The 16,731-nt window shown below is 69.5% G+C and carries 18 protein-coding genes and 1 pseudogene; 10 read left to right on the top strand and 9 right to left on the bottom strand.

The features are described from left to right. Positions 1-7 precede the first annotated feature (7 nt). The gene (locus ACFYZL_RS34815) at positions 8-1,291 is read left to right on the top strand and encodes a hypothetical protein (protein ID WP_388684584.1); all 1,284 of its coding nucleotides are present in this window, start codon (positions 8-10) and stop codon (positions 1,289-1,291) included. Beyond that, positions 1,288-2,946 carry a nickel transporter gene (locus ACFYZL_RS34810; protein WP_388684581.1) on the top strand — a complete coding sequence of 553 codons (1,659 nt, stop codon included), beginning with the start codon at positions 1,288-1,290 and terminating at the stop codon, positions 2,944-2,946. Before ACFYZL_RS34815 ends, ACFYZL_RS34810 begins: the two co-directional genes overlap by 4 nt. A gap of 428 nt (positions 2,947-3,374) precedes the next feature. Here the strand turns inward: ACFYZL_RS34810 and ACFYZL_RS34805 are convergent, their stop codons facing one another. The 4 genes from ACFYZL_RS34805 to ACFYZL_RS34790 form a co-directional block, all read right to left on the bottom strand. Next, entirely contained in the window at positions 3,375-3,899 is a 525-nt protein-coding gene (locus ACFYZL_RS34805; protein WP_384753368.1) for a hypothetical protein, read from the bottom strand. Beyond that, a complete protein-coding gene (locus ACFYZL_RS34800) occupies positions 3,892-4,797 on the bottom strand; it encodes a DUF6286 domain-containing protein (RefSeq protein WP_388684580.1) in 906 nt (301 codons plus the stop codon). The genes ACFYZL_RS34805 and ACFYZL_RS34800 overlap by 8 nt, the downstream gene beginning before the upstream one ends. Next, positions 4,794-4,976 carry a hypothetical protein gene (locus tag ACFYZL_RS34795; protein WP_385131965.1) on the bottom strand — a complete coding sequence of 61 codons (183 nt, stop codon included), beginning with the start codon at positions 4,974-4,976 and terminating at the stop codon, positions 4,794-4,796. The genes ACFYZL_RS34800 and ACFYZL_RS34795 overlap by 4 nt, the downstream gene beginning before the upstream one ends. Positions 4,977-5,040: 64 nt before the next feature. Next, positions 5,041-5,520, bottom strand: a complete 480-nt coding sequence (locus ACFYZL_RS34790; protein ID WP_385131967.1) for an Asp23/Gls24 family envelope stress response protein — start codon at positions 5,518-5,520, stop codon at positions 5,041-5,043. A gap of 169 nt (positions 5,521-5,689) precedes the next feature. On the opposite strand from ACFYZL_RS34790, the gene ACFYZL_RS34785 reads away from it, so the two are divergent. Genes ACFYZL_RS34785 through ACFYZL_RS34775 form a run of 3 tightly spaced genes read left to right on the top strand, consistent with a single transcriptional unit; the run spans position 5,690 to position 7,205 of the window. Continuing rightward, positions 5,690-6,274, top strand: a complete 585-nt coding sequence (locus tag ACFYZL_RS34785; RefSeq protein ID WP_384753356.1) for an RNA polymerase sigma factor — start codon at positions 5,690-5,692, stop codon at positions 6,272-6,274. Next, a complete protein-coding gene (locus tag ACFYZL_RS34780; protein WP_388684575.1) occupies positions 6,265-6,879 on the top strand; it encodes an Asp23/Gls24 family envelope stress response protein in 615 nt (204 codons plus the stop codon). The genes ACFYZL_RS34785 and ACFYZL_RS34780 overlap by 10 nt, the downstream gene beginning before the upstream one ends. After that, positions 6,876-7,205, top strand: coding sequence for an Asp23/Gls24 family envelope stress response protein (locus ACFYZL_RS34775; protein ID WP_384753351.1), 330 nt, complete (start codon positions 6,876-6,878; stop codon positions 7,203-7,205). Before ACFYZL_RS34780 ends, ACFYZL_RS34775 begins: the two co-directional genes overlap by 4 nt. 1,925 nt (positions 7,206-9,130) lie before the next feature. Here the strand turns inward: ACFYZL_RS34775 and ACFYZL_RS34770 are convergent. The 3 genes from ACFYZL_RS34770 to ACFYZL_RS34760 form a co-directional block, all read right to left on the bottom strand. Continuing rightward, positions 9,131-9,580 (bottom strand): hypothetical protein, encoded by a 450-nt coding sequence (locus tag ACFYZL_RS34770; RefSeq protein WP_388684572.1) that lies wholly within the window; start codon positions 9,578-9,580, stop codon positions 9,131-9,133. Between the two features lie 1,403 nt (positions 9,581-10,983). Then, positions 10,984-11,601, bottom strand: coding sequence for an SMI1/KNR4 family protein (locus ACFYZL_RS34765; protein WP_388684570.1), 618 nt, complete (start codon positions 11,599-11,601; stop codon positions 10,984-10,986). 467 nt (positions 11,602-12,068) lie between these two features. Further along, a complete protein-coding gene (locus tag ACFYZL_RS34760; protein WP_384749637.1) occupies positions 12,069-12,491 on the bottom strand; it encodes a MerR family transcriptional regulator in 423 nt (140 codons plus the stop codon). A 118-nt stretch (positions 12,492-12,609) separates the two neighbouring features. Between ACFYZL_RS34760 and ACFYZL_RS34755 the strand changes: the two genes are divergently transcribed. Beyond that, positions 12,610-13,437: an oxidoreductase gene (locus ACFYZL_RS34755; RefSeq protein ID WP_388684566.1), complete on the top strand. Its 828-nt coding sequence runs from the start codon at positions 12,610-12,612 to the stop codon at positions 13,435-13,437. 80 nt (positions 13,438-13,517) lie between these two features. On the opposite strand, the gene ACFYZL_RS34750 is transcribed toward ACFYZL_RS34755, so the two are convergent. Further along, complete coding sequence (locus ACFYZL_RS34750; protein WP_388684563.1) at positions 13,518-14,060, bottom strand: SMI1/KNR4 family protein; 543 nt, start codon at positions 14,058-14,060, stop codon at positions 13,518-13,520. A 95-nt stretch (positions 14,061-14,155) separates the two neighbouring features. Here ACFYZL_RS34750 and ACFYZL_RS34745 point away from each other — a divergent pair, with 95 nt between their 5' ends. The 3 genes from ACFYZL_RS34745 to ACFYZL_RS34735 all read left to right on the top strand — a co-directional run bounded on the left by ACFYZL_RS34745 (position 14,156) and on the right by ACFYZL_RS34735 (position 15,235). Then, positions 14,156-14,380 carry a hypothetical protein gene (locus tag ACFYZL_RS34745; protein WP_388684561.1) on the top strand — a complete coding sequence of 75 codons (225 nt, stop codon included), beginning with the start codon at positions 14,156-14,158 and terminating at the stop codon, positions 14,378-14,380. A 14-nt stretch (positions 14,381-14,394) separates the two neighbouring features. Next, the gene (locus ACFYZL_RS34740; RefSeq protein ID WP_388684558.1) at positions 14,395-14,562 is read left to right on the top strand and encodes a hypothetical protein; all 168 of its coding nucleotides are present in this window, start codon (positions 14,395-14,397) and stop codon (positions 14,560-14,562) included. Between the two features lie 103 nt (positions 14,563-14,665). Then, entirely contained in the window at positions 14,666-15,235 is a 570-nt protein-coding gene (locus tag ACFYZL_RS34735; protein ID WP_388684556.1) for an SMI1/KNR4 family protein, read from the top strand. Positions 15,236-15,261: 26 nt separating this feature from the next. Here the strand turns inward: ACFYZL_RS34735 and ACFYZL_RS34730 are convergent. Beyond that, positions 15,262-15,624, bottom strand: a pseudogene (locus ACFYZL_RS34730) (transposase); the annotation flags it as partial. A gap of 468 nt (positions 15,625-16,092) precedes the next feature. Here ACFYZL_RS34730 and ACFYZL_RS34725 point away from each other — a divergent pair. After that, on the top strand, positions 16,093-16,431 hold the full coding sequence (locus tag ACFYZL_RS34725; protein ID WP_388684553.1) for an STAS domain-containing protein: 339 nt from the start codon (positions 16,093-16,095) through the stop codon (positions 16,429-16,431). Positions 16,432-16,731 lie beyond the last annotated feature (300 nt).

The raw sequence follows: 16,731 nt of genomic DNA, 5'->3' as shown, positions 1-16,731 counted from the left end.
GAAAGCCGTGGCCGTCACCCTCGCGCTGGGCGCCGCGATGTTCGCCGCCGGGGCCGTCCTCATCGACCCCGCCGGCCCGGCCCCATCCGAAACCACTGCCCCCGTGCGTGCCGGTGCGCGTCCCGCCGGCGCGGTCCAGGTCCTCACCGCACGCCTTGAAAGACTGCCAGGCGACTGGAACGCCTGGTCGGCCCTCGGCATGGCCCACATCGAACAGGCCCGCACCACCGCCGACCCGGCGCTCTATGCGAAAGCCGAAAAGGCCCTGCGCCGCTCCCTGGCACTGCAGGCCACCGGCAACACCGGTGCCGAAACCGGCCTGGCCGCGCTCGCCGCTGCCCGCCACGACTTCACAGGCGCCCGCACCCAGGCCGAGAGGGCCATCGTCGGCGCCCCCTACAGCGCTGCCGCCTACGGCGTCCTGGCCGACGCCCACACCCAGCTCGGCCACTATCAGGACGCCGAGGCTGCGGTGCAGAAGATGAATGACCTGCGCCCGGACGCCGCCTCGCTGGCGCGCGCTTCCTACACCTTCGAACTGCGGGGCAACACCGACCGGGCCGCCGACCTCATGCGCCGCTCCCTGACCGCGGCCACGACCGACAGCGAACGCGCTTTCGCCTACACCTGTCTGTCCGGCCTCGCCCTCGAAGACGGCGAGGCCGAGCACGCCCTGCAGGAGGCCGAGCAGGGCCTGCAGGCCACCCCCGCCGATGCTGCCCTCCTCGATGCCCGGGCCCGCGCCCGGGCAGCCCTGGGCCGCACGGACCAAGCGCTGAACGACTGGCAGCGAGCGGTGGACATCGTGCCGCTGCCGCACTTGGTGCTGGCCCTGGGTGAGATGCACCAGGCCCTCGGACACCGGCCGCAGGCCGACGCCCAGTACGCGCTGCTCAAGGCCCAAGACCGGCTGCGGGCAGCGGCGGGCAGCCCGCCCGACACCGACGCCATCCTCTTCGAAGCCGACCACGGCAGCCCCTCAAAGGCCGTGGCCATGGCTGAAGTAGCCCTGCGGATAAGGCCGTTCGTCGCCGTTCACGATGCCTATGCCTGGGCCCTGCACCGCGCCGGCCGCGACGAGGAGGCCCTCACCCACGCCGACCAGGCCCTCGCCCTCGGTACCCGACAGGCTCTCTGGTCCTACCACCGCGCCGCCATCCATCACTCGCTGGGCGACGACACCGCAGCGCGCGAGGACCTCGAAGACGTTCTCGCGCGCTCCTCCGCACTCCATCCCCTGCACGCCGGCCACGCGCGTGCCCTGCTCGAGCGAATCGGCACCCGCCCATGAACCCCGTCTCCCGCGCAGCCTTCACCAGTCTCGGACTTCTTGCCGTCGTCTGCTGCCTGGCCGCCCCGGCCGCCGCAGCAGCGCCGGCCCACCCGCTGGGCAACTTCACCGTCAACTACCACACCGGCCTCGTCCTGCACCCCGCGCGCATCGACGCCACCCTCGTCGTCGACCGAGCCGAGATCGCCGCGCTACAAGAACGCTCCGCCATCGACACCGACCACGACGGCAGCCTCACCGACACCGAGTCCCGCCGATACGCCCAGAGGCGGTGCTCCGAACTGGCCGGCCGGCTCCGCGTGCGTACCGCCGACGGCCTCGCCGGCTGGCAGCCCAAGTCCTCGACCCTGACGTGGGAGCCGGGTGAGGCAGGGCTGAAGACCAACCGCCTCACCTGCGCCCTCTCCGCCCCGGCCGCTCTCCAGCACGGCGGCGACGTCAGCGTCCGCACGGCCTACGACACCACCCGCATCGGCTGGCACGAGATCACGGTCAAGGGCGTCGGACTGCGCATCACCGGCACCGAGCTGCCGGCCACCTCACCCACCGGCGAACTCCGCAGCTACCCGCCGGACCCGCTCGCCGCCCCACTGGACCAGCGCACCGCCGACCTGCACACCACGCCGGCCTCCGACACCCCCATCACGCCTGCCGCGAGCAACCCGGTCGGGCAGGCCGCGGACCGGGTAGCGAGCTGGTTCGACTCCCTGGTCGCGCGGCGCGAACTGACCGTTCCGGTTGGACTCCTCGCGCTCCTGCTCGCCCTCGTCCTGGGCGCCTCCCACGCGCTGCTGCCCGGCCATGGCAAGACCATCATGGCCGCCTACCTCGGCGGGCGCCGCGGCACCCGCCGCGACGCCGTCACCGTCGGCGCGACCGTCACCCTCACCCACACCGCGGGCGTCCTGGTCCTCGGCCTCGCCCTCCCCGCGGCAACCCACCTCGCAGGCGAAACCGTCCTGGCCTGGCTCGGAGCCGCGAGCGGGCTGATCGTCACCGCCATCGGGCTGTGGCTCCTGACCGGGGCCCTCCGCAACCGCCACCATCACCACGGCCAGCATCGCCATCACCATGACCACCACGGGCACGGGCACGGGCACGGGCACCATCATCACGATCACAGGGAACACAAACTCGAGGAACACCCTCACCGTCACGGCGGGGAACACCAGCCTGCAGTGCCCTCCGCCCGTCCTGCGCCCGCCGGCCCCACCGTTTCGCCCGGACCGGCCACGACCGCCACCCTGGTCCTGCCCGAACAGGCCCCGGACACCGAGCACACCCACCCGCACGAACCCCCGCCCCACCTTCCCCGTGCCGATCGCCGGCCTGGGAAGGCGGGCCTGATCGGGATGGGCATTGCCGGCGGGCTGGTACCCAGTCCCTCCGCTCTCGTCGTTCTCCTCGGCGCCGTCGCTCTCGGCCGCACCGCCTTCGGAGTACTGCTCGTCCTCGCGTACGGCCTGGGCATGGCAGGCACCCTCACTCTTGCCGGACTCCTCCTCCTGCACGTCAAGCAGCGTCTCCAGGCCAGTGCCAAGAGCACCGCCGCCCGCAGACTGCAGAGCACTGTCACACGCATCGGACCGCTCTGCACCGCCGGCCTGGTCGTGCTGGTGGGAGTCGGGCTGACCCTCCGCGCCCTGACGGGCTGAAGAAGCCCGCAACGTTGTGTCTCGCCGGCGCGCACTCGGCGCTGCTCCGTCGTCCGCATTCTCGGCGGCCGGCTGTGGCGGCGAGACCGACGCGCGAAGAAGTGAGAGCCCTCGCGCAGCCTGACAGCGGTGAAAGGGGACGAAGACAGGCACGAGCCCATGTCTTGGGTTTCGCGTTGCTTGCCCGGGGTGCGTTTCGCCCGCGGTCGCGGTGGCGCTCTCCTGATCTTGGAGGTGCTTTGAGTGAGGGCTGTGGCCGCGAGAAGAGGGTGCGGCCACAGCCGCGCGACGGGCATGCCGCTGCTCCGTGCGTGCCCTCGATGATCCGCCGTGCGGAGCACATGACCGTGCTACCCGGCCGCTGACGGCGGGAGTCCACGCGGAGGGAGCATCCGGCACCTGCCCCGGCCAGTGGCGGCAGGGCGGTGTCAAAGCACCCGATGCGGGCGGGGCCGTTGGACGCGGAGCCGGATCCGGGTCTTCAGGCGCCGGGGTGCGAGCAGGGTCGAAATCTGCGCAAGGACGCCGTGCGTTACTGCGGCCAGGACCTCGCTGGGCCGCGCTGTGCTGTCCATGGTGAGGGTGACGGACAGGGTCATCGCGTTGCCACGGTCGGTCAGGCTGCAGCGGGTCCTCACGATCCCCGGGACGGCCGAGCACCCTGTTCGCACGGCACGGCGGACAGCCCGGCTGTCCAGGTGGCAGCCGGGCGTGGGAAGGTCCAGGCGGCGCGGAGCGCGCCGCGGGATCTGCGCGGTGAGCAGGACCAGTGAGGCCGCGAGCGCGAGGCAGATCGTGAGAATCAGCGGTCCGATCCCTGCTTGCCGCACCCGCCTGAGTCCGGCGTCGACAACCTGGTCCCCCGCCCCGCCGACTGTGGCCGCGGCCGCTGCGAGGAGAGTGATTCCGGCCAGGGCAAGGACCATCCGGTTCGCCACGCCGCGGCTACGCATCCGCCCGCTCCTGTCCAGGCTGGAGGGTTCCGCCTGCACACGCCTCGCGGGTGCCGGCGAGTGCGAGCCGCACTTTGGGTTCCCGTGCCAGGGCCATGGACTCGATGGTGCGCGAGATGCTCTCGGCCGTCGCCTCCCGGAGGTCTTGCGGCCTGCCGAAGGCCACTTGAGCCCGCACGGTGATCTTGCGGGGCGTGAAGCGGATGCTGCGCACCCGCAGTCCGGGGACTTCGGTCAGGGCCGCCCGCACCAGACGTGCGGCATGTCTCCGCGTCGTCCGGGCCCGAACCGGGACCGGCTGCGGGCATCGGAGTGCCGGCACGCGCCGGTGGCCGGGGGTGAGCGCAAGGAGGATCAGCCAGCCCCCTGCGGCAGCCGCCGCCGGAGGGACCAAGGACCAGTTCTCCGATAGGTGCGCCACCTCCTTCACCTGTTGCCAGAACGGTGGGGGGAGGCCGGGGATGTAGGGCCGGCAGACGGTCCACAGCAGCAGGACCGACAGAGCAGCCACGACGACACCCAGGCCTGTGGCGGCGAGCCGTCGCTGGGACCACGGCTGGCGCGCCGTGAATCGTGCCGGGACCGTGACTTCCCCGCTGCCCGGTTCTTGGGTGAGCCTTCGGACCCGGATGTACGCGGGCGCGATGACCAGTCCGGTCAAGTACTGGGTCCGTCTGGTCACATGGTCGAGGAGGTGTGCCATGTGGTCGGCGTTTCCCGGCGCCGTGAGCGGCAGCTCCACCTCCACGGTCACCGCCGCGGAGCGTCCGACACTGCTTGCGCTGCTGCGCAGGACGTGCCCGCCGGCCGGGACGGTGATTTCGGCGCAGGTCTGCCGGGCGATCTTGGCCGTCACACGGTCGGAGACGGTGGTGACACCCCGCTGGGCGGCGCTCACCGCTGCCTGCGCTCGGCGACCAGGAGATCACGCAGGTCTCCGCCCCGCTCGGTGTAGCGGCCGGCCGCGTAGCCGAGCCCTCCCAAGGCTGCGACCAGGAGGAACGCTCCGAAGCCGCCGAACCAGCCGGCAAAGCCCAGCGCCATCCCGACCACCAGCCCAAGAACGTCCTTGCCCATGACTGCCTTCCTTCATCGAGGACATGCCGTATCCGTACGGAGTGGAGCCGGGCGCGGGAGGGGATCAGGCCACCCGTGCCTCGGCCGTGTCCGTCTCGTCATCGCCGGGCAGGTGGACGTCGGTAATCGCGATGTTCACCTCCACCACCTCCAGCCCGGTGATGCGCTCCACCGCGGCGATCACGTTCTCCCTCACGTCGCGGGCCACGTCCGGTACCGGGACGCCGTATTCCACGACCAGCTCCACGTCGATGGCTGCCTGGCGTTCGCCGACCTCGACCTTGACACCGCGCCCGAGGTTGGGACGCCCGCCGGGTACCCGGTCGCGTACGGCGCCCAGCGTCCTGGACAGGCCTCCGCCCATGTCGTGGACACCTGGAATCTCCCGGGCCGCCCGCCCTGCGATCTTGACCACCACGGTGTCCGCGATGGAGGTTTTGCCCCGCGTACCCGCAGGTTCGCTCACCTCGCTACGGCCCGCCCGCGGCACCGCGCCGTTGACGTGTTCCGGGCGGGCCAGGGTCTTCTCCTGCGTTGCGGTCATCGCTTCTCCCTGCACTGGTTCGCATGCGCTCGTACCCCTTTGACACTGCGGGCCCGTCATCCGTTACGGACTCCTTGTGGTGAACGGGTGGACAGCAGTGCGTATCGGTGGGGCGTAACGGAAGCCGGGTCGGTGGTGTCAAAGCAGTGGAGGCTGGAAGGAGCCCGTGTTGAACGCTCGGTGGGGCCCGGACGAAGATGAGGAAACGGCGGCCGGGGCGGGGGATCGGCTGCTCGCGGTCCGGGCGGCGGAAGGAGACGAGGAGGCGTTCGAGGTGCTGGTACACCGTCACTCCCCGGCCGTGCTGCTGCTCGCCGAACGCTTCATGGGCAGCCGGAGCGAAGCCGAGGACGCCGTCCAGGACGCCTTCGTCAGCGCCTGGCGCAGCCTGCCCGAATACCGCGGCGAAGCTGGGTTCGGCACCTGGCTGCACCGCATCGTCACCAATCGGTGCCTGAACCTGCTGCGGGCCCGCAGACCCGCCACAGACCTCGACACGGTCACCGAGCCCGCAGCACCGGAACATCAGTCCTCACCCGCCCGTGCCGCCGAATCGAGCGCCGCCGTACGCGACCTCGCGCAGGCCATGGGCTCACTCTCAGCGGAGCAGAGGGTGTCCTGGGTGCTGCGGGAGATCGAGGGCCAGTCCTACGAGACGATCGCCCAGTCAATGGGGATCCGGCCCGAGGCGGTCCGCGCACGCGTCTTCAGGGCCCGGCGCGTGCTGACGGAGGCGATGGCCGCATGGCGATGAACAGCCCCGACGACGCACTCGAGAACGAAGGCCTCGAACTCCTTGCCTGCGGGCGGGACCTGGCGACCGTGTGGGAACAGGCCGGCAACCCGGAAACCGACCCTCACACCGCCTGCTGCACCTACTGTCGGCAGGCCGTCGCGGACCTGGAACACCTACGCGCCGCCGCGCTCCTCCCGGCCGCCACGCCGTCCGTTGACATCGACAGCTCCGCCGTGGTGCGGCGCGTGATGGACGCGGTCCGTCTGGAACTGCGGCCGGGACGCTACCTGCCGCTGGGTGAAACGGACGAGGACAGCTGGATCTACGAGTCCGTCGCAGCCCGCACCCTGCGCACCGCCGCCGAGCAAGTGCCCGGAGTGCGGGCCGGGAGCTGCCGCATCACCCCGCCCGGCAGCCGCACCAGCCCCGCGCGCGGACCCGTCACCGTCCGCCTCGACGTCACCGTCGCCTACGAGCTCGACCTGCAGGCCACCACGCGCGCGGTGCGCAAGAGCCTCGCCCGCGCAGCCCAGGACCGACTCGGCCTGGCAGTCTCGGACCTCCACGTCACCGTCACCGACCTCCACGAACCCCCCAACCAGTCGCAGGAGGCCACGCCGTGAAGAGCGAACGGGCGACGGACCTCACGGGGAAAGTCACCGAAGCGGTTCTGGCCGTCCCGGGCGTCGCATGTCTGCGCCCCGGCCTGCGCAGCCTGCTGCGCACGGCGGGCACACGGCCACCGGCTGCGCCGGACCCCGGGGCCCCGGGGTCCGCGGTGCGCATCACCTTCGACTCGCGGGGATCGATTGCCGGGCTGCACATCGAAGTCGTCGTCCGCGCAGAGCAGCAGGCGGCCCGCACAGCCAGGGCCGTGCGGGCGGCGGCCGCCGAGGCGGCAGCGGCCACACCGGGTGCGGTGAAGGTCACCGTCACCGGCATCGTGTGACCGTCCCCCGATACCGGTCCGGGCCTGCTAGAAGGGCGGCGGGCAGGTAAGCATCACCCACAAAGCGAGCGACCACAGACAGGCCGCGGCCCCCAGGAGCCGGAGGCGGCGGATCCGCTCTGGCGCAACAGGATCCTGCTCGCCCACGACGACACGCACCACCCCGCCCGCAGCAGGCGGGGGCTGACGCGTCGGCAGGGGTGAAACGGGCTCTCGCAGCGCGGGCGCCGCGCTGTCGGCCGGTCGGGGCACCGGATGCAGAACGCCTGCTGCCCGACTCCGATCACGGGCGGCGCCGCCCACCGCGTCACGGTGCCGGGTCATTTCGCCGTGTTGGGCCAGACCGGCCAGAAGCCGCAGGTAGGCCTCTTTGCGTCTGCCCCTGGGTGCCGAACGCCCGCACTCCCAGGACCGGACCGTTGCCGGTGTCACCCCGAACGCCACGGCCACCTGGCGGGTCGACAGGCCCCACTGCTCGCGCAGGCGGCGCCGTTCCTCCGGCTCGGGGAGATCACACCGTAGGCGCCGGGATGCCCGCGCCGGGGGGAGGGCGGCCTGATTGGGGATCATCTGCTGATGCGCTGTGGTCATACCGGTGTGACAATCCGCGCGCATTGGCTGTGACGCGGGCTTGCGAACGTTCACCCGGACGATGCATCGGTGACCGAAACAGGTCGGCACGGCACTCAGGAGAACGCAGGCCCCTCACCGTCGGGCACGGCACGGCCGGGCGGGGAATCCGTTGCCTGCCGGTGTGGGGGAAGGGCTGGGTGGCCCGTGCTCGTTGCGTGCGAGCCGGGCCACCCGATCAAGGTGTGTCAGCATGCTCCGCCGCTCGCACGATGGCGGCGCGCCGGGTCTCGCGGCCTGCTGAGCGTCAGGAAGAGCGCGAGGAGAAGGGGCACGCTTGTCATCACCCTGAAGACCACGGTCCGGTCACTCGCCAAGCGCCGGGCGCTTTCCGGCATGCCAGGTCGCGCCTCATGGCCAAGAGGCGGTGCACTGCCCTGGACGTGTACGTATGGGACAGGGTGCGGCCGTGGCGGCACCAGCCAGAGATGGCACTGAGCAATGCGGAGTCGCAAAACGTGACGGCACAGGTGTCGAGATCGACATGTCGGTAGCCGTAGGCAGCAGCCGCCGTCAGCATGATCCGCAAGGGCGCACGATGAGTCGGCCTCCTTCACCCGGCCGGTCACCGGAATGCGAGCACAAGAGGGACCGCCTTCCCAAGCGCGTCACAAACCCAAGGCTGAAGTGTCACCCCTCCGGCCGGTGGGTGAGGCCGCTCGGGGATGGCACCACTCGGCATCTCCATCTGAGCGGTGAGCGGCGTGCGCGCACGCGTGACGATTCCGTCGCCTTCACCCAGGGTCACAAGGCGCCTGTTCTTGTGCACTACCGCGTCACGGGAGGGGGCGTGATGCCGGCCGTGGTCAGTTCCTGGGTGGACCTCTTGGACTTGCGGCAGGCGCAGTTGTCGGTCAGGACCGCTGGACCGCGACGCGGTGGCTGGAGGAGAACGCGTTCGCGCGGGTCCAGATCCTCCGAATTTCGCGATGCCGACGTGGACCTGCTCGCCCGGGCCGTGAGCGTTCTCAGCGGCGGACGTTGGCCGGTGGGCCTGTCGAGCCAGACCAGTCTGTTCACGCCCCAATCCGAGTCCGAACACGCCACCCTGAGCGCCTATCAGGCCGCTGCGAGGCCCTGGGGGCAGTGTCGGCCGCGCAGCGTGCAGGGAGCCGCGCAGCGGCTGGAACGAACAGGCGCGTCTGGCCGGCCGCCGGAGACCATCGAGGAGCACCGGGCGCAGCAGCTTCAGGAGCGGGCGTCAGAGGCTTGACCAGACGAGGAAGGACAGAACCCCGTGTACGCGATGTCCACGGGGTTCTGCGCTGCTTGGCCGGCCGAGCGGGACGTCGACGTCACTTCTTGCACTTGGCCTTAAAGGCGTCCAGCAGAGCCTTGCCCGCATCGGAGTTGTCACGTACGTACGCGCTGCCGCTGACGCTTATCGAGGTGTTGCTGGTTGAGATGGGCTCGGTGCCGGTCCTCTTGTTGCGGGTGTCATCTCCGGCGACCGTCCAGATGATCTGGGACTGATCCATGTTGAACTCGCCGGTGCTGGTCACGTCCGCCTTGTCGTAAACACCATCGCAGGAGTACTCATGATGCGAGACATTGCTGCCCTTGACGACCAGCTGGCCGAGGTGGGACGTGCCGTTGACGTCCTTGACGTAGTAGATGCCGTCGAGCTTGCCGGCACTGTCGCTGCTTCCGCTGCAGGCGGTGAGTACGAGTGAGCCCGCGGCCAGGGCCGCGATGGATACGGCGATCTCGGCCCGCGTCCTACGTGCAGTCCTGGTGATTCTCATGGCGTTCTCCCTTGGTTCGTTATGGAATTCGGTTTAAGACAGAAGGCCAGTCAAAATAACCCATGGATAGGTGACTTTGGCTGACCGGGACCCTCTGCCGGGTGCCTTCTCGGAGGTTGTCGAGCCGGTGCCCAGTCAGCGCTAGCGCGACCCCGGACTGATCGAGCGCCTGCTCGCCGTCCTGGATGCGCCACTGCAGCCGCTGCACGGGCGGGGCATCTGCGGCCAACCCATTCAACCCAACGACATATCCCCAGGCCAGGGACATGACTACTGCGCGGCCCCACTCACCCGCGACAAGTGAAGCTGTCACGGATCAGTGCAATGACACAGCACTTATCCCTGCATTTCCAATTCCCATGAACCGAAATCCACTCACCCAGCTGACAACAGTCCAATTACGACAGGAAAACCAAAAGGCCAGCACACGCCACAGTGGTTGCGCTCGCGTGGAGGTGCTGTCTCCGATGGCACTGAATCTAGGACCCAAGCGGTGGGTAACTGTGTGCGTTGAGTGCCAGGTTCCTGTGCTCTGCGTGCACGTACCGAACCACGGACTGACCTATCGTGCGAGGGCCGTCTCGGGCCAGTTATCACCCCCGCACCGACCACGTGAAGGTCTACGAGGGACCAGTCCGGCTCGGCGACGCTGGAGCGGGTGTCGGCATACACGTGAACGAGGTCGGCGACGACAGTACCTTCCCGACCAGCGAGGACGAGGCACGAGTGCTGGTGCGTGCGGACGTGAGTCGACATCCGGGTGAGGGCGGCTACGTCGACCCGAACGAGACCAAGGCCCCAGCCACGATTCACACTGGCACCTCGCCCGTTCCCTTCGGGTCATCTCGCTGACCGGACGCAGGTGGCGGACCATGTGGGCCTGTGCTGCACGCCACATGCGCGTGAGCCGAGGGCAATGAGCGGGTCTGGGGGATGCCGGGGCCGAGCCAGCGTCGAGGCTTTGTTGCCCTCGCATGCCATCAAGGTATTCCAGCTCGTGCTCGCCGGCAGCATGTCCTGGATGGAGGGCACTGCGGACGGTGCACTTGAGCTGCCACTGTGGCAGCCGTGTAGACACCCCAGGCCGGGTATCGGGGTGCCTGGCCCCATCCCACCCCTGCCGGTTTCACGTGGGCCGTTCAGTGGCTCTGCAACTTCGGCGGCGCCAGTCAGGCATGGAACGTCATCTATTGACACCATCCACCCCAGGCGCCGCACTGCCACAAGCCCGGCAGCTTGTGGCAGTGCGGCGCCTCCCGTCGTTCCAGCCGGTGCCGAGGCCAGGGGCGAAGCTCAGCGTCTGGCGCATGGCCGGCCCGGCCAGCACCCGCTCTCTTGTTGACCAAAGTCCGATGGTCGGTACCGCGTGGACGGTCAGGAGGGCAGCGACGTGGAGGTGCGGGTCAGCAGCCGTGACCAGCTCGCGGTGGACCGTGCACGAAACGCGGCTGCTGTCCTGGTCCGGTGGGGAGGTATTCGCGATGCACAGGGCCCGGATAGAAGACCGCACTGTTCCAGCCGCACATCTCCTCACCGATCAGGTAGCGGTACAGCCATTCGGAGAAGGGCAGCGCGTAACCAGTCCACTCGCCTTCCCTGTTCAGGACGGCGATCCCATCTGGGACGTCGTGAACCTGTGGCGCCAGGAAGACGAGGTGTCCCTGGTCGGTACCGGCGAGAGGGATGAGGCCCTGGGCCGTGCCGAAAGTGATGGTCGGAAGGCCGCAGATGACACGGGGGTCGAGATGGGGTTCCACTCCCTGCCTTACCACCTCTTCTTGTGACCACAGCCGGGAGATACGCCGCATCCACGTGCCGAGATCCCGCCAGCCATCCATCGGGCGGTCCAAATAGAGGTGGTGGTTGATCTGACAGGCCCCGTATTTATCGGCAATCGCCTTGTAGTCCGCAGGCAGCGACCGCCCAAGCTCACCCTCCAGCCGCAACCACGCGGCAGCGTCGGTACAGCCCTCATCCGAGGGGCCGATCATGTCAATCACGGCCCGCAAGTAGTCGGTCATGGCGCCTCGAGAACTGTCGGAGTGATACAGGGCGCCCAATCATCGATCATCTCTCGGGTGGTTCGGCTTGCGGGGTCTGCACTACGGGCACCTCCTTGCTCAGCGCCCGCCGCGGCGCGGACGCCCCGGCGGGCGCAGGCAGCCGTGGCCCGGCGGAGGATCCTCCTCGCGGGAGATCCGCCACCCGTAGAGCACGATCTGCTCGAGCGTCACCACGTGCTGCGTGAGAACGTCGATGCCCTCGTCCGGGCGGGTGCCGGTCTTGTGGTGGGCAGGACGGGTGTATGCCTCGCCGGTGGCGAGGACGCGTCCGACGTCGTAGCGAGAGGCGGGCCGTTGATTCTTCGAGCCGAACGAACTACCTCGAGGCCCTGGTCCAGAGACCGGGTGCGCTGAACGGAGAGCCGCTCACCCCCGCCCCTGCGGCGGACGTCACCCCCAGTCGGCGATAGGCCGTGTCTTTCGGATCAGGCCGGGGTGCCCGGCGCCGGGCGGGGCGACGGGTTCCAGAGGCGGTCGGCCTCGCCGCGGGCGATGTGCTCCTCGTAGATCCGCACCTTGTAGCGCATCACCTCCAGGGTCTCCCGCAAACCCTGGATCTGCGCCTCGACCTGGCGCTCGTGCCGACGGAGCAGTTCCAGCCGCTCGTGTTCGTTGCCCGGTCCCTGGCGGGCCAGTTCGACGTACTGCCGGATCACAGGCAGCGGCATGCCGGAGGAGCGGAGCTTGGTGCAGACCGCCAGCCACTCCACGTCCTCCTCGTGGTAGACGCGGCGGCCGTTGGACAGGCGGCGCACCGGATTGGCGAACAGGCCTTCCCGCTCGTAGAAGCGGAGCGCGTGCACGCTCAGCCCGCTGCGCCGCGCCACCTCGCCGATGCTCAAGTCCACGAGTGTCCCCCGTCACAGAGTTGTTGATCTAGACCCGACTCTAGCTCCTAGATTCGGACCATCAGCCAGCCAGTCAGTCAGCCAGTGGGCTCGTCGGACGATCGGATCGGGAGAAGACATGGGCGTTTGGTTTGTCACCGGGGCATCGCGCGGGCTCGGCGCGGAGATCACCCGTGAGGCGCTGCGCCGGGGGCACAGCGTGATCGCCACCGCGAGGGACGCGGCGGCGCTGCTCAAGGCGTTTCCGGAGAAGCCGGACGGACTGCTGGCGGTGACCTCAGACGTCACCGCGCCAAAGCAGCTGGCGGCCGCGGTGGAGGCCGGTCTGGCGGAGTTCGGCCGGATCGACGTCGTGGTCAACAACGCCGGCTACGGACTGGTGGGCGCGATCGAGGAGACCTCCGACCGGGCCGCCCGGGACCTCTTCGACGTCAACGTGTTCGGCGTCCTCAACACGCTGCGGGCCACCCTGCCGACGTTGCGCGCCCAGCGGTCCGGACACGTCTTGAACATCGGCTCCGTGGGCGGCTTCGCCACTGCCCCGGCGGTCGGCCTGTACGGCGCGTCGAAATTCGCCTTGGAGGGCATCACCGAGGCGCTGCACGGGGAGCTCGCCCCGCTCGGCATCCGCGTCACGATCATCGAGCCCGGCGGCTTCCGCACCGACTTCCTCAGCGGTTCAAGCATCCGCGTCGAACCGGCGGCCATCGCCGACTACGCCGCCGGCGCGGGGCCGGTGCGCGAGGCGCTGGCCGCGAACGACGGGCTCCAGCCTGGCGATCCGGTCAAGGGCGCCAAGGCCGTCGTCGACGTCACCGAGGCCGCGGTGGCGCCGCTGCGCCTCCAGCTGGGCGCGGACGCGGTCGAACGCGTCGAGGCGAAGCTGGACCTGGTGCGGCGCGAACTCGACCAGTGGCGCCGGACGTCCCTCTCCACCGCCATCTGAGGAACCGCTCCCGGTCATAGGGAGCGCGGGAAAGCGGTTGCGCGGCTGCAAGATCGACGCATGGATCTCGATCCGGCACTTCAGTCCCACCACTCGGTGCGTCCCTTGTCGTCGACCTTGGGCCGTGGGACTGCTCCAAACCACGACTCATCGTCGTGATGGGCCATGGACTCGGCTGTTTCGTGAAGCCAAGAACCCAAACTCGGCCACCCCAGGAAATAGGCCTGGTCGGCATGACCAGCGTCACCGAGGTGGTTGTGCCATAGCCCTGGCCCCGCTTCGATGAACTGCTCGTCCCCGTCACTTCCCGCGAACGGCACCCACCGCGTCCCCCACCACGGGGTTTCCGCCTGCTCGGCACTGTCAGGCTCCCAGATCTCCATCCGCATCTCGCGGATCTCGATGATCTCCGCGACGGAGTACAGCCGTTGGCAGGGCAACACACCGAGCAGGGAGGTGTCGCCGTCGTGACACAGGAGTGACTCCCTCAGGTCCGAGGGCAGCTGAAAGCCCAATCGTCCCTCGGCCTCCTTGATGGACTGCCTCGACGCGGGCGGCCGGAGTTCCGACAGGGCCCTGGGCGCATGCACGGCCAGCCACGCGTCGATGCGCTGCCACGACACTGCGACAGGAGGAAATACCGGGTCTATGCCCCGCCGGGGCGGTTGGATCATCACACTCGTCAGCATGCACCACCGCGGATCGGCGAACCCGCCGCGTGGGCACGGTAGAGGCGCACCATCCGCTCCGCAACGCACACCGCGCCGGTGTGTGGCTCCATCACGCGGGCGCAGGCCGGGACCGGACCTCACCGCGTGCCCTCAACGGACTCGGCCTGGACGACGACACCCGCATGCACACCGCCGTCACCCTCTTCGCCTACGTCCGCGGCCACGCCATCGACCTCGAACCGGAATCCGAAGCGGCCGCACCAGCGGCGTGAGCGGGCAGGAGTGGATGGACGTCCAGGAGACACGACTGGCAGCGCTGATGGACGGCGGAGCCTTACCGGCGTTCGCCGCGACGAGGGTGAACTCCGCCCTCTCCCCCGAATCCCTCCTCCACCACGGCCTCACCACCCTGCTCGACGGACTCGCCACCCGCGTCACCACACCGCCGAACTGACCACTACAACGATCCGACCCCCGCCAGCCCTCGCAGCACACCCGCGTCTTCTGCGGTGGATCCGCTCACGGGGATGTCACAGGGGTCTGACAGGCTGCTGCCCATGACGAATGACCTCATCGAGACACAGAGGCCGAAGTGCCGTATCACCGATCCGGCAGAGGCTCTTGCAGCGCTCGAGCGTGCCATCCCAGGCCTGGTCGACCATCGCCGATCAATGCCGGCTGTGTTCGACTGGACTTTGGTCGAGGAGAGCTTGGGCACCGCCCTGCCATCCGACTACAAGTACCTCGCCGAGTGGTACCCGACGTTCGCCATCGGCGACTACGTTCTCGTCAGCCTGCCCGAGCCGGGCGAAGAACACCTCCTGCACTGCGGCTTTCAGAGCACGCTGGATGTACTTGTCGGTGCTTGGCTGGAACCCGATCTCGGCCTGCAGGCCTATCCCGCACCGGGCGGCCTTCTGCCGTGGTCGGAGTCGGACGAGAGCGACAAGTTCATGTGGAGCACGGCTGGCGAGACCCCGCAGGAGTGGTTCGTTACCGTGGCCGGTCGCGGCGGCGCTTGGTGGCACTACGAGGGCGGGGCGGTGCAGTTCCTGGCCGAACTCTGCGACAGCACACTGGAGCCCTGGGGCCTGCGCATTTTCGACCCCGAGGTTACGCCCTGCTGAACTGCGCCCAGCACGTCATCAGCGCGTAAACGTTGGTGACAGCTGAGGGCCACGGCTATACCGACGAAGGCGAGGAAGGGTCCGGCCTTGCGTTCGTAGCGGCGGTGGAGTCGGCGGCAGCCGGCGAGCCAGGACACGGTTCTTTCGACGACCCATCGGTGGCGGCCGAGTCGTTGTGGGGACTCGATGCCCTTGCGGGCGATGCGATGGCGGATTGCACGCCCACGAAGCCATCGACGCAGGTGGTTGTAGTCGTATCCCTTGTCTGCGTGCAGTTTCGGCGGCCGTCGGCGTCGAGGGCCGCGGCGTGATCGGGTGGGCGGGATGCCGCGCACGAGTGGCTTCAGCCCCTGGCTGTCGTGCAGGTTAGCGCTGGAGATACCAGACGAACGGCTCGACGCATGGATCACAGGTCAGCTCCTGGCCGGGTGGCGGGCGGTGAACCGGCGCAACTCCCTCGTCCTGGGCGCCAGGAACTCCGGGTGGACGGAATCGGCGATCTCGGAGACCACCGGCCTGGCCCGCACCACCCTCGCCCGCATCACCTGACCCGAGGCGGAAACAAGAGGCGCGGGCCCCCACGATGGAGGTGCCCGCGCCACGTCATTTCGCGGAACCGGCCGCAGCCGTGCCCGAGGCAAGCCGTACGGGACGGTTAGGAGCGCCGCGTGGGCGCGTACACGCGCACGGCCCCCTCCGCAACGCACGCCGCGCAGGATCATCGTGCGGATGCCCCATCCCCTCAGGGCACCGGCCCCCGCGCCTCCCCCGGAAACCGCAAGCGGGCGCCCCCACGGGGGCGAAGGTCCCCGAGGGCCTTGGTCTCTCGGGAGGTCACGGTGCCTCATAGTGGAGGCATGGGCGATCAAGAGGACCGCGACACCGGACTGTGGGTCAGCAGCAGTGACCAGCGGACTGTCGTCCATGTCGGGGGTGAGATGGACATCGACCGAGCCCCGATGCTCATCGAGGGCCTGACCGCCGTGATCACCCAGCCCGGCGGCCCCCGCGAGATCGTCCTTGACGTGGCCGAGATGACCTTCTGCGATTCCTCGGGCATCAACGCCCTCATCGCCGGCCTGCACGCCGCACAGAAGCACGGCCGAAACCTCAGCCTGCGCGGCCCACGACCCCAGCTGCTGCGCCTGCTGGAACTCACCGGCACCGACAAACTGTTCCCGATCACGGACACCTGACCGCACACCGCCAGGGCCCTAAGGGCGGCGCGGGGTCACCCGACCGGCCCACACCCACACGACCCCACGGGCCGGTTCGTGTCACGCCGACAGAGCGAGACGGTCCACGCACGCGAGGCCCGGCCGGCCGTGAGCCCCGGCCGGGCCCCGCTACGCCTCGCTCGCTGCCTGCCGGCAAGAACCAGGCGCCCGGCCGGAGTCGTACGACCGGGCGCTCGGCCACGCTGGTCACCGTAACCGGCCAATCCCTCACACGCCCCGGGGGCACACCACGGGCCACGGCGGATCTTGTTCTACCGT

This window comes from Streptomyces sp. NPDC001717, assembly GCF_042892775.1.
GTDB lineage: Bacteria > Actinomycetota > Actinomycetes > Streptomycetales > Streptomycetaceae > Streptomyces.
Note: the sequence above shows the minus strand (reverse complement) of the source record. Positions and strands in the feature narration are given on the sequence as shown.

What these genes read in the sequence shown, in the direction of transcription:
- ACFYZL_RS34810 (WP_388684581.1), top strand. Translation starts at nt 1,288, where the DNA reads ATGAACCCCGTCTCCCGCGCAGCCTTCACCAGTCTCGGACTTCTTGCC.
- ACFYZL_RS34805 (WP_384753368.1), bottom strand. Translation starts at nt 3,899, where the DNA reads ATGCGTAGCCGCGGCGTGGCGAACCGGATGGTCCTTGCCCTGGCCGGA.
- ACFYZL_RS34795 (WP_385131965.1), bottom strand. Translation starts at nt 4,976, where the DNA reads ATGGGCAAGGACGTTCTTGGGCTGGTGGTCGGGATGGCGCTGGGCTTT.
- ACFYZL_RS34790 (WP_385131967.1), bottom strand. Translation starts at nt 5,520, where the DNA reads ATGACCGCAACGCAGGAGAAGACCCTGGCCCGCCCGGAACACGTCAAC.
- ACFYZL_RS34780 (WP_388684575.1), top strand. Translation starts at nt 6,265, where the DNA reads ATGGCGATGAACAGCCCCGACGACGCACTCGAGAACGAAGGCCTCGAA.
- ACFYZL_RS34770 (WP_388684572.1), bottom strand. Translation starts at nt 9,580, where the DNA reads ATGAGAATCACCAGGACTGCACGTAGGACGCGGGCCGAGATCGCCGTA.
- ACFYZL_RS34765 (WP_388684570.1), bottom strand. Translation starts at nt 11,601, where the DNA reads ATGACCGACTACTTGCGGGCCGTGATTGACATGATCGGCCCCTCGGAT.
- ACFYZL_RS34755 (WP_388684566.1), top strand. Translation starts at nt 12,610, where the DNA reads ATGGGCGTTTGGTTTGTCACCGGGGCATCGCGCGGGCTCGGCGCGGAG.
- ACFYZL_RS34740 (WP_388684558.1), top strand. Translation starts at nt 14,395, where the DNA reads ATGGACGTCCAGGAGACACGACTGGCAGCGCTGATGGACGGCGGAGCC.
- ACFYZL_RS34735 (WP_388684556.1), top strand. Translation starts at nt 14,666, where the DNA reads ATGACGAATGACCTCATCGAGACACAGAGGCCGAAGTGCCGTATCACC.
- ACFYZL_RS34725 (WP_388684553.1), top strand. Translation starts at nt 16,093, where the DNA reads ATGGGCGATCAAGAGGACCGCGACACCGGACTGTGGGTCAGCAGCAGT.